Source organism: Companilactobacillus sp. FL22-3 (assembly GCF_054881455.1).
The window spans coordinates 115,805-126,688 of sequence record NZ_JBTYYZ010000008.1; the positions used below are offsets into that span (position 1 = coordinate 115,805).

Consider the following 10,884-nt stretch of genomic DNA (forward strand, 5'->3'; position numbering starts at 1 on the left):
AAAAAATGGACGAAAAACAGCTTAAAAGAGCGATGGAACTCATTTCTGTTGCTGGGACTGCCAAGTCAAAAGCTATCGAGGCAATGACCGCAGCAGAAGATGACAATATTAAAGAAGCAGATAATATTCTAAAAGAGGCTCGTGAAATTTTACATAAAGCCCATAATATTCAAACAAAATGGATGACTGATGAAATGAATGGTGAAAAAGTTGAAAAATCGATCATGTTGATTCATTCACAAGATCACTTCATGTCAGCGGACATAATGATGACAGTGGCTGAGAAAGTTATCAATTTACATAGAGAAATTAATAAACTTAAAGAAAGTACCACTTCTCATGCATAAACTGATTCTAAATGATATATACACTGACGGCATGGTTGTTCCTAGCAACAAGACATTTAATATCAGTGGAACAACTACTGAAAATGCTCAGGTTAAAGTGATGGTTGTTGGGCGGGTTATTTCAACTCAAGCCGATGCCACAGGAGCTTGGTTGGCTCAAATCCATCCGTTACCAAATAATATAGAAACTTCTATTGTTATTGAGAGCTGTGGTGAAACCGTTACTATTAATAAAGTAAAGACGGGTCTAGTTTTACTTTTAACCGGTCAGTCGAATATTGAATTCAAATTTAGAGATGATGGTGAATATTCAGATCAAGTAGATAAATTTGATCTTAAAAATGTCTCATTTTACAATGTTCCGCAACTGGAATATCAAGATAAAAAAATAACTTTACCTACTGATCTCAAAAAGAATGTCTGGCAAACCGCCAATAAACATAATATCTGGGAAATGTCTGATATTGGTTATTGGATGGTTAAACGTTTAAAAGAGCTTAAACCAGATATGGTTGTTGGAATAATTGACTGTTATAAGGGAGGAACTTCTGCATCGTCATGGGTGCCTGAAGAAGTACTGCAGAGTGATACCTCTTTATCAGAACATTATATAAAACCTTTTTTGGAAGCTACTGAAGGTAAAAGTCAGGTTGAATATGATCAAGAATTAGTTCATTACAATAAATTAGTAAAAAAACATAATGAAGATTTGGATAAATTCTTAAAGGAAAACCCAACTGTATCGCTCAGTGATGCAAAGGATAAAGTCGGTCATACTCCATGGCCACCACCAATGACACCAACATCGTATCTTCGCCCCAATGGTCTTTTCCATACGATGATTGAAAAAGTTAAGGATTACTCAGTTAATAAAGTTATCTGGTATCAAGGTGAAAATGACGCCGAAAATGCAGATGTTTATGAAAAGCTATTAACTGGATTGGTTTTAAGTTGGAGAAAGTTATTTCGTGAGTCAACGTTGCCTTTTTATATTATTCAATTACCTGGATATGCAGATGAGCCACATAACGCTTGGGCAAAAATCCGTCAAAAGCAAATGCAAGTCACTCAGAATCTGAACGACGTCCATTTAATCTCGATTGCTGATACTGGTGAAGAACACAATATTCATCCGGCACACAAGCGTATCGCTGGCACAAGAATCGGCTTAATAGTTTCAGATGTCAGGTATAATGGAACTCCAGCTGTTTATCGTTATGAAGTTATGAACAATAACTTGATTCTTTTTGTAGATAAAGTAAGCGCTTTAATCAATCGTGGTAAAATTAAAATGATGGTACAGATTGATAATCAATGGAGAATAAGGAGCGCAAAATTATACGGTTCTTTGATTGTTGTCAATAATATTTCAGGAGCGGATAAGATACGTTATGCATATGAAAACTATCCTGAATGTACAATTTTTAATGAAATCGGTGCTCCTTTAGCGCCATTTGAAATGGGGATAAAAAATGATGAGTAATATTGGATTGGTTGATATTGGTGGCACTTCAATTAAATTTGCAGCTATGGTGGATGATAAGTTAGAGAAATTTGATTCAATCGTTACACCAAAGAATCTTGAAAATTTTTATACTTTATTGACCGATAAAGTAGCAATGATGAAAGATAAATATCAAATTGAAGGTGTTGGTATTAGTTCTCCAGGTGCTGTCAATAAGAAAACAGGTGTTGTGGAAGGAGCTTCAGCAATTCCATATATTCATAATTTTCCTATTCAACAAGAATTGGAGAAACGCTTTAACCTACCCGTCAGCATGGAAAATGATGCTAATTGTGCCGCACTAGCTGAACTTGATTCTGGGGCTGGCAGGGATGTCGATAGCTTATTGTTCTTAATCATTGGAACAGGCGTTGGTGGTTCAGTTATTATTAACCATCAGATTTGGCACGGTGCTCATTTATTTGGTGGGGAATTTGGTTTTACACTGGTAAATGATCAAGAAACCTTGAGTAATTTGGGAACTTCAGTGGGAGTTGCCGAAAGATATAACCACGGTTCAGTACCACAAACTGATTTTTCAGGAAAAGAAGTCTTTGAATTAGCTGATAATGGTGATAAAAGGGCTCAAAAAGAAGTACAAACTATGTATTATTCTTTAGCTAAAGGAATTTATAATCTTCAATATAGTTTTGATCCTGAATTGATTGTTTTAGGTGGTGCGGTTTCTAACAATAAAAATTTAATTCCAAATATAAATCTGAATATTGAAAAGATTCGTCAAGTTGTGAAAATAGCTTCGATTAAACCGCAAGTAGTTGCTTGTCATTATACAGATGAGGCCAATTTGCGTGGAGCAGCAGTTGATTTTTACCAAACATATTCAAAGGAGAAAAAAAGTAATGTTGAAATTTCCTAAGGGATTCAATTGGGGTGCTGCGACCTCTGGACCTCAATCTGAAGGGAACTTTCACAAGCCTAATCAAAATGTTTTTGATTATTGGTTTGAAGAAAGTCCAGATGATTTTTACGATGGTGTCGGTCCCGATACGGCTTCTAATTTTTATAATGATTATCGAACGGATATACCTTTGATGGCACAAGCCGGAATCAAAGCTTTGAGAACCTCAATTCAGTGGACGCGATTAATCAAAAATCTTGATACTGGCGAGGTTGATCCTGAAGGGGTTAATTTTTACAATAATGTAATAGATTGCTTGTTAAAGAACGGGATTGAACCTTACATAAATTTATTCCATTTCGATTTGCCAGTGAAGCTATACGAAGAGTATGGTGGTTGGGAATCTAAACATGTAACCGATCTTTATGCTGATTATGCCAATAAATGTTTTGAGTTATTTGGAGACCGTGTTAAGCATTGGTCGACTTTCAATGAACCAAAAGTTATTCTGGATGGAGAGTATTTATATCAATTTCATTATCCTTTAAAGGTTGATGGTCCTGCAGCAGTTCAAGTTGCCTATAATTTGAATTTGGCCTCTGCAAAAGCGATTAAGAAATTTAAAGTATGGAAAAAAGAAAATGATTCTGATGCAGAGATTGGAATTATTTTGAATTTGACACCAGCCTATCCCGCTACAAATAGTGTAGAGGATTTGAAAGCAGCGAAGTTTGCGACAATGTGGGATGATAATTTATTTTTAGACCCAGCAGTATTAGGTCATTTTCCAGAAGATTTAGTAAAAATTCTTAAAGAGGCAGGCGTATTGTGGAACAGTACACCTGAGGAGTTAGAAATAATCAAGGAAAATACTATCGATGTTTTAGGAGTAAACTTCTATCATCCTGAAAGGGTACAACAACCTAGTGTTTCGCCTAAGAGCTTGCAAAATTGGATGCCGGATATTTATTTCGATAATTATGAAATGAAAGGTCGAGTGATGAATGTAGATAAAGGTTGGGAAATTTATCCTCAGACACTTTATGACATTGCTATTAATATCCGTGATAATTATCATAATATTCCTTGGTTCGTTTCAGAAAATGGTATGGGAGTTTCACACGAAGAACGATTTATTGAAAACGGAATTGTTCAAGACGATTATCGTATCAAGTTTATGCAAGATCATTTAGTTCAACTACACAAAGGAATAGAGGCAGGTTCTAACTGCAATGGTTACTTTGTTTGGACAGCGATAGATTGTTGGTCTTGGAAAAATGCTTATCGTAATCGGTATGGTCTGATTCGTGACGAGATTCATACTCAACAAAAGACCTTGAAAAAATCGGGTCATTGGTATTCTGAATTGAGTCATAATAATGGATTTTCAATTGAAAAAGATTGAGTAAAAAAACAAATAGGGATGACGACTTGAGTTTAAGTCGTCATCCCTATTTGTTTTTAAGTTTTTTTTGATTAATCACTAACAACAATCATTGACTTGATAACCTTGCGGTCAGTCATTTCTTGATAAGCATCATTGATCTGATCGAGAGTAAAGCTCTTCGTAAAGACCAAGCCAAGGTTTATTTCACCATCTAAAACAGCCTTAAGTAGGACAGATTTGTCGTAAGTCGTGACTGATGCAGGGCCACCGCCGAGGATGATATTTTGACCGAATGATTTAGAAACATCCATCTTGCCAGTGTGTGGTAAACCAACACGTCCGACAATTGAACCAGGGCGGCCAACTGCCATAGCAGTTTCTGTGGAAAGTTCGGTTCCAACACATTCGAGCACGGCATCGGCACCTTCATTATTGGTTAAATCTAAAATCTGGCTAACACCTTCGTCACCACGTTTTGCTACGTTATCGGTTGCACCGAATTTTTTTGCTAGGGCTTCACGGTCAGGGTGACGACTGGTGGAAATGATCTTTGTGGCACCCATCATTTTTGCAGCAATAATTCCACATTGACCAACGGCTCCATCACCCATGACTACGACAGTATCGCCAGGTTTAATTTGGGCCACACGAGCAGCATGATAACCCGTTGCCATTACATCGGCTAAAGTTAAAAGTGATTTGAGCATGCCCTCACTGTAGTCGCTTGGTTGACCAGGTACTTTGACTAGTGCCCATTGACCATGTTGGAAGCGAATATATTCAGCTTGGTTACCGTTACTAAAATTATCGCTGTGAGATTGACAATCACCGTCGAACCCTGCCCGACAAGCCTTGCAGTATCCGCATCCATGCGTGAATGGAGCGATGACGAAATCGCCAGCTTTAACGGTTGTAATTTCAGAACCAACAGCTTCGACGATTCCGATCGCCTCGTGACCAGAATTCTCAGAATTTTCTGCTTTGTCCTCAAGTCCACGGTAAGCCCACAGATCTGAACCGCATACGCAAGCCCGAATGACTTTAATAATTACATCGTCTGGTGCCTGAATGGTTGGTTTTTCAACATTTTCAAGTTTGATTTGTCCAGCTTTTTCGAAAATAGCTTTTTTCATGCTGATATCTCTCCTCAATTCTTTACTTATTAAATTGAGTATAAACTTTATTAAAATAAAAGTACTGATTTATCAGTTAAAATTAATTGTTAGTTTGCCTAACTGTTCGATGGAACTGATTAAAGTATCTCCTGGTTGAATAAATTCTTGGGGATCACGCCCAGCGCCGACACCGCCAGGAGTTCCAGTAAAGATTAAATCACCAGGATAGAGTTTTGTAATACTTGAAAGATAGCTGACTAAGGCACTCGGATCAAAGATTAAATTAGCAAGCTGACTGTGTTGCTTTTCAACACCATTGAGGGTAGTCGTGATATCCAACTTACCTAGATTATCAATTTCATCTGTGGTTGTGAGCCATGGACCAATTGGAGAAAAATTTTCATATGATTTGGCCAATGAAAATTGGGGCTGGTCATTTGCAAATTGAAGTTGCCGATCGGAGAGATCTTGGCCGACCATGAATCCGCCAATATGAGCCAAGGCTTTGTCTTTGTCGATATTACGACCCCCTTGACCGATCACGATGACTAGTTCAGTTTCCCAATCAGTTTTGGGGCTGGGGATATGAACTGTCGGATTCGGTCCTGTCAGTGAACTGACAAATTTGGTGAAAATATTTGGGACTTGGGGAGCTTTGGTTTTCAGTTCGTTAAGATGATCACGATAATTGAAGCCAACTGCAAAGACTTGTTTGGGATTGGTGATTGGAGCAGACAAGTCCAAAGGATCAGGTAGTGTTTGCTTTGAACCTAGAGATAGTTTTTCCTGCAGATGGGGCAGTAAAGTTTGAATATCTGGGTAATCGTTGATTTGTTGAAGACTATCTTTAGTGACTAGGACGGGTTGTTGATGATACATCGCAAGTTTCATTTTTGAATTCTTCTTTCACTTGATAATAGTTTTATTTTAATACAAATTGGTTGATAGAGTTAGCTTAGTACCTTTAATTGCTATTTGACAATTAATCAAATTAAAATTAATATAATGTTTTATATTAAAGGGGGGATGAAGGTGAACAATAGTTTAAGTATTGATACAGCAATTAAAGATACTTTGCCAACGGTTTTTGGTTATATAGGAATTGGAATTTCTTTTGGAATTGTCGCCGCTTCTGCAGGGATGAGTGTTTTGATGGCTACTCTGATGTCATTGATCGTTTATGCTGGGTCAGCACAATTTATTTTGGTGAGTCTCTTAGCTATTGGCACACCAATGATTTCAATTGTCTTGTCAGTTTTTTTAGTCAACTCCCGGATGATTTTAATGAGTATGACCACAGCCAATTTTTTTAAAAAGAATTCACTGGTGGAAAATATCTTGATTGGTAGTTTGATCACCGACGAAAGTTTTGCACTGAGTATGAACAAGTTGAATTTTACCGATGGAAAATTGAATTTCAAATGGTTCAATACGGTAAACCTGTTGGCCTATCTGGTTTGGGCTGCGTCAACGATGGTGGGGGCAATGTTAGGCAAAGTTATTAGTAATCCTCAAGCTTTAGGATTGGATTTTGCCTTGGTGGCAATGTTTATTGGATTGTTGTATTTACAAATAATCAACGATAAGTCCATCTCTTTAAAAGTCCAATTACTTGTGGTTTTGATAATGTTGCCGTTAGTTTATTTTGGCCTGATTTTTATTTCGAGTGATTTATTGATTCTAGTTGTAACCTTGATTGGTTGTGCGTTAGGGGTGATTTTAAAACATGTCATCAATTAAATTTGTCCTAACAACGATTATATTTTGTGGGGTAGTCACTTGGTTATCAAGAACGTTGCCTTTTCTATTCTTGAAAAAGTTTAATTTGTCAGCAAAAGTTGTCGAATTTCTAGGCTTTGTAACGATTACGATTATGGCAGCTCTGTGGTTTGAGAATCTATTCCAGCAACATTTAGGTCAATTGCCAACAATCAATTATGCGAATCTGTTTGCTTCTCTGCCAACTGTTTTAACAGCGATACTGACAAAGAAGTTACTTTTGATTGTGGTAGTTGGAATCATTTCCTTAGCTTTAGTACGTTTAGCTATTTAAATTATTTGCGTGGAGAAAACACCTTCTGGGGAAGACTCGGAGAGGTTTTATTCCACGTTTTTTTTGTTCTGGAATATAATGGCTTTAATTGAAGAGTTATGGAGGCAATTTATGAAAGCAATTGTTGTAAAAAAAGCTGGTGGGCCTGAAGTATTGGAATATCAGGATGTCCCAACGCCTAAAGTTAAACCGGGCTGGTCATTGGTTTTAGTAAAAGGTTTTGGAATCAATCATTCTGAGATTTTTACCCGGCAAGGGGATTCACCTAGTGTTAAGTTTCCACGAATCTTAGGTATTGAATGTGTTGGGGTCGTGGAAGAAAGCACTACCGATAAGTTAACCAAAGGTCAAAAAGTAATCTCCATTATGGGTGAAATGGGACGAGCCTTTGATGGTTCTTATGCGGAATATGTCCTATTGCCTAATGAGCAAATCTATCCGGTGACAACTGATTTAGCTTGGCCTGATTTAGCTGCCGTACCAGAAACTTATTACACGGCTTTTGGTTCCTTAAAGAATCTTCACTTACAACAAACTGATCAAGTTTTGATTCGTTCAGGTGCTAGTGTGGTAGGGATTGCGGCTTTGCGTCTAATCAAAGCTAAGTATCCAGAGATAAAGGTGACTGGTTCGGTTCGTAATCCGGATAAAAAAGCTGTTTTATTAGAAAATGGCTATGATCAAGCTGTTGAAGATCGAGATAATCATTTGATGACTGCTGAGAAATTCGATAAAGTCTTAGAATTAGTTGGGGCAACGACTTTAAAAGATACCTTTAATCATGTCACATCAGGAGCAATTGTTTGTCAGACTGGGGAGCTTGGCGGTAAATGGTTCTTGGAAGATTTTGACCCGATTGCTGTGATTCATCAAGGAGCATATTTAACCACGATGTCATCTGGAGAAGTTACTAGTGAAAAACTCAATGAAATGTTAGATTATGTGACGAAGTATCATGTGAACGTGAAACCAACCAAGGTCTTTGAACTAGATCAAGTTAAAATGGCACATGAATATTTGGAAAGTGGACATAATTTAGGTAAAGTTGTTGTCGTAAATGATAAATAATTTTAAACGGTCTCGATAATGAGGCTGTTTTTTTGATTTAAGTGCAGTATTATATAGTGATGTTATTTCAGGGGGAACTGCTGATGGAAAAATTTGCACTTTTAATCGTCTTATTTGCGGCTTTAGCGACACCATTAATCACCGCTAAATTTCATTTAACGAGAATGCCGACGGCAATTTCGGAAATTATTATGGGTATCATCATTGGTAAAACTGGGTTAAATATCGTGCACATGGGTACTAGTGTTCAGTACATCGCCAATTTGGGCGTGATCATGTTGATTTTTTTGGGTGGAATGGAGATCGACTTTTCATTATTCAATCCTCAAAAGGATCCGACAGTTTACTCACCATTAAAGCCTTCAATCTGGGGATTTTTGGCGATCTTTGTGATGTCAATAATTCTTAGTTTGATTTTGTATATTACGGGTATTTTTACGCAATTGATTTTAGCAGTGATCTTATTGAGTACGATCGCAATGGGTGTGATTATCTCGTTGTTAAAAGAAGTCGATCTAGTCAAAACAAATTACGGACAAACGATCTTGTTAACATCTGCCTTAGGTGAATTTATTCCCTTAATGGCGCTGACAGTCTATTCTGCAGTTCAGCAAGGTCATTTCTTGTCCGTCTTAGGCTTACCTGCAATCTTTATCATTGCGATTATTCTCTTATACCGATTCAATCGAGTCTATATATTCTTTGATAAGATCGATAAAGCTACGACTCAGCTAGATATTCGGTTAGCCTTTTTCTTGATTTTCACATTAGTGACATTTGCGGAACAAATCGGCGCTGAAAGTATCCTTGGTGCTTTCTTAGCGGGTGCAGTGATGAAATTGTTGAAGCCAAAAGCTGATACTCAAGAAAAGCTTAGCTCAATGGGATATGGGTTCTTTATTCCGGTCTTTTTCATCACTACGGGAGTTAAATTGAATCTGCGACAGTTAGTAACTAATCAAGACGCTCTAATGTTGATCCCAATTTTCTTGATTGCCTTTGTCTTGTCGAAGTCATTAGTTTACTTTGCCTTTAAAAAACAGTTTGGGAATCACTATGCTTTGGCGGCAACAATTTTGACCTCGACCACAATTACCTTAGTATTGCCAATCTTGGAAGTTGGTCGTAATTTAAAATTAATCAATTCAGCTCAGTCCAGTGCAATCACCTTAGCAGCTATTATTACGTGTTTAGTCTGCCCAATTATTTTTAATAGAATTATTCATCAAAAGGTTGAGATTACTAAATAATTTTTTATGTTCATCGAGTATAAATCCCAGCTTATTTTGGAAAAGTAGATTAAACTGAACTTGTTAATAAAACAAGTCAAAGGTGGAATGTGCAATGAATAAGAAATATGAAGCAAGTACAGCCGAGAACCATATTGATATTGTTAATTTGGCTAGTTTGGAAGCTCGAGTCAGAGACCATATGAGCAATGAGAAGGGTGCTTTTGGCTACATTCGTGGTGGAGCTGAAGATGAATGGACGATGAGTGAAAACACCGCTGCGTTCAACGACAAACAAATTATGCCTCGAGTTTTGCAAGAAATCGATCACGCAGATTTAACTACTAAGATTTGGGACATTGATTTGAAGACACCGATCATTGAAGCTCCGTCAGCCGCTCAAGGTTTGGCTCATGTTAAAGGTGAAACCGATACTGCCAAAGGTGTTGCCGCTGCGGGATCAATCTTTTCTATCAGTACTTATGCCAGCACTAAAGTTGAAGATGCCGCTGCCGCTGCTCCAGATGCTCCCCAATTTTTCCAATTATATATGAGTAAAGATGACAAATTTAATCAATTCTTACTTGATAAAGCAGTCAAGGCCGGTGCTAAGGCTATCGTTTTGACAGTTGACTCAACTCTAGGTGGATATCGTGAAGCTGACGTCGTAAATAAATTCCAATTCCCACTACCAATGCCTAATTTGGAAGGATACTCAGCCGGTGATGGTGAAGGAAAGGGAATTTCCGAAATATATGCTTCGGCTAAACAAGCAATCGCACCAACTGATATTCAAAAAATCAAAGATATGTCGGGTCTACCAGTGATCGTTAAAGGAATTCAATCTCCAGATGACGCTGAATTAGCACTTGATTTTGGAGCTGATGGTATTTGGGTTTCCAATCACGGCGGTCGTCAATTAGACGGTGGTCCTGCTTCATTTGAAGTTTTGCCATATATCGCTGAAGTTGTTGACAAACGAGTCCCAGTTATCTTCGATAGTGGAGTTCGTCGGGGTGAACATGTTTTCAAAGCTTTGGCAAGTGGTGCTGATTTAGTAGCACTCGGACGTCCAATTATTTATGGTTTGAATCTTGGTGGAGCTCAAGGTGTTACTGATGTAATTGAACATCTGAACAAAGAACTTTCAATTACTATGCAATTAGCAGGCACAAAGACTATTAACGATGTTAAGAATACTGAATTACTAGACTAAGTTAAAAAAATTTAATAGTGGACTCAAAGAGTCTCGGAAAATCCGAGGCTTTTTATATTGCCAAAAAAACAAAAATTGACTGGTTTCTGTGAAAAAATTTAATTTT

General features: G+C 37.5%; 11 protein-coding genes. 9 read left to right on the forward strand and 2 right to left on the reverse strand.

Annotated elements, in window-relative coordinates; all coding sequences use genetic code 11:
- Nucleotides 1-5: 5 nt before the first annotated feature.
- The 4 genes from ACYT32_RS08810 to ACYT32_RS08825 are packed head-to-tail and all read left to right on the forward strand — an operon-like array spanning nt 6 to nt 4,115.
- On the forward strand, nt 6-347 hold the full coding sequence (locus ACYT32_RS08810) for a PTS lactose/cellobiose transporter subunit IIA (RefSeq protein WP_395265643.1): 342 nt from the start codon (nt 6-8) through the stop codon (nt 345-347).
- The gene (locus ACYT32_RS08815) at nt 340-1,830 is read left to right on the forward strand and encodes a sialate O-acetylesterase (RefSeq protein WP_395265642.1); all 1,491 of its coding nucleotides are present in this window, start codon (nt 340-342) and stop codon (nt 1,828-1,830) included. Before ACYT32_RS08810 ends, ACYT32_RS08815 begins: the two co-directional genes overlap by 8 nt.
- Complete coding sequence (locus ACYT32_RS08820; RefSeq protein ID WP_395265760.1) at nt 1,823-2,728, forward strand: ROK family protein; 906 nt, start codon at nt 1,823-1,825, stop codon at nt 2,726-2,728. Before ACYT32_RS08815 ends, ACYT32_RS08820 begins: the two co-directional genes overlap by 8 nt.
- Nucleotides 2,712-4,115: a glycoside hydrolase family 1 protein gene (locus tag ACYT32_RS08825; RefSeq protein ID WP_395265640.1), complete on the forward strand. Its 1,404-nt coding sequence runs from the start codon at nt 2,712-2,714 to the stop codon at nt 4,113-4,115. The genes ACYT32_RS08820 and ACYT32_RS08825 overlap by 17 nt, the downstream gene beginning before the upstream one ends.
- A 71-nt stretch (nt 4,116-4,186) precedes the next feature.
- On the opposite strand, the gene ACYT32_RS08830 is transcribed toward ACYT32_RS08825, so the two are convergent.
- Both ACYT32_RS08830 and ACYT32_RS08835 read right to left on the reverse strand, forming a co-directional pair.
- Nucleotides 4,187-5,230, reverse strand: a complete 1,044-nt coding sequence (locus ACYT32_RS08830) for an alcohol dehydrogenase catalytic domain-containing protein (protein WP_395265639.1) — start codon at nt 5,228-5,230, stop codon at nt 4,187-4,189.
- Nucleotides 5,231-5,302: 72 nt separating this feature from the next.
- Complete coding sequence (locus ACYT32_RS08835) at nt 5,303-6,103, reverse strand: fumarylacetoacetate hydrolase family protein (RefSeq protein WP_395265638.1); 801 nt, start codon at nt 6,101-6,103, stop codon at nt 5,303-5,305.
- Nucleotides 6,104-6,244: 141 nt separating this feature from the next.
- Between ACYT32_RS08835 and ACYT32_RS08840 the strand changes: the two genes are divergently transcribed.
- The 5 genes from ACYT32_RS08840 to ACYT32_RS08860 all read left to right on the forward strand — a co-directional run bounded on the left by ACYT32_RS08840 (nt 6,245) and on the right by ACYT32_RS08860 (nt 10,778).
- Complete coding sequence (locus tag ACYT32_RS08840) at nt 6,245-6,952, forward strand: AzlC family ABC transporter permease (protein ID WP_395265637.1); 708 nt, start codon at nt 6,245-6,247, stop codon at nt 6,950-6,952.
- Entirely contained in the window at nt 6,939-7,265 is a 327-nt protein-coding gene (locus tag ACYT32_RS08845) for an AzlD domain-containing protein (RefSeq protein WP_395265636.1), read from the forward strand. The genes ACYT32_RS08840 and ACYT32_RS08845 overlap by 14 nt, the downstream gene beginning before the upstream one ends.
- A 111-nt stretch (nt 7,266-7,376) precedes the next feature.
- Complete coding sequence (locus tag ACYT32_RS08850; RefSeq protein ID WP_395265635.1) at nt 7,377-8,333, forward strand: zinc-binding dehydrogenase; 957 nt, start codon at nt 7,377-7,379, stop codon at nt 8,331-8,333.
- An 83-nt stretch (nt 8,334-8,416) separates the two neighbouring features.
- On the forward strand, nt 8,417-9,583 hold the full coding sequence (locus ACYT32_RS08855; RefSeq protein WP_395265634.1) for a cation:proton antiporter: 1,167 nt from the start codon (nt 8,417-8,419) through the stop codon (nt 9,581-9,583).
- 94 nt (nt 9,584-9,677) lie between these two features.
- Nucleotides 9,678-10,778, forward strand: coding sequence for a lactate oxidase (locus tag ACYT32_RS08860; protein ID WP_395265633.1), 1,101 nt, complete (start codon nt 9,678-9,680; stop codon nt 10,776-10,778).
- Nucleotides 10,779-10,884 lie beyond the last annotated feature (106 nt).

What these genes read in the sequence shown, in the direction of transcription:
- ACYT32_RS08810 (WP_395265643.1), top strand. Translation starts at nt 6, where the DNA reads ATGGACGAAAAACAGCTTAAAAGAGCGATGGAACTCATTTCTGTTGCT.
- ACYT32_RS08815 (WP_395265642.1), top strand. Translation starts at nt 340, where the DNA reads ATGCATAAACTGATTCTAAATGATATATACACTGACGGCATGGTTGTT.
- ACYT32_RS08820 (WP_395265760.1), top strand. Translation starts at nt 1,823, where the DNA reads ATGAGTAATATTGGATTGGTTGATATTGGTGGCACTTCAATTAAATTT.
- ACYT32_RS08825 (WP_395265640.1), top strand. Translation starts at nt 2,712, where the DNA reads ATGTTGAAATTTCCTAAGGGATTCAATTGGGGTGCTGCGACCTCTGGA.
- ACYT32_RS08830 (WP_395265639.1), bottom strand. Translation starts at nt 5,230, where the DNA reads ATGAAAAAAGCTATTTTCGAAAAAGCTGGACAAATCAAACTTGAAAAT.
- ACYT32_RS08835 (WP_395265638.1), bottom strand. Translation starts at nt 6,103, where the DNA reads ATGAAACTTGCGATGTATCATCAACAACCCGTCCTAGTCACTAAAGAT.
- ACYT32_RS08845 (WP_395265636.1), top strand. Translation starts at nt 6,939, where the DNA reads ATGTCATCAATTAAATTTGTCCTAACAACGATTATATTTTGTGGGGTA.
- ACYT32_RS08850 (WP_395265635.1), top strand. Translation starts at nt 7,377, where the DNA reads ATGAAAGCAATTGTTGTAAAAAAAGCTGGTGGGCCTGAAGTATTGGAA.
- ACYT32_RS08855 (WP_395265634.1), top strand. Translation starts at nt 8,417, where the DNA reads ATGGAAAAATTTGCACTTTTAATCGTCTTATTTGCGGCTTTAGCGACA.
- ACYT32_RS08860 (WP_395265633.1), top strand. Translation starts at nt 9,678, where the DNA reads ATGAATAAGAAATATGAAGCAAGTACAGCCGAGAACCATATTGATATT.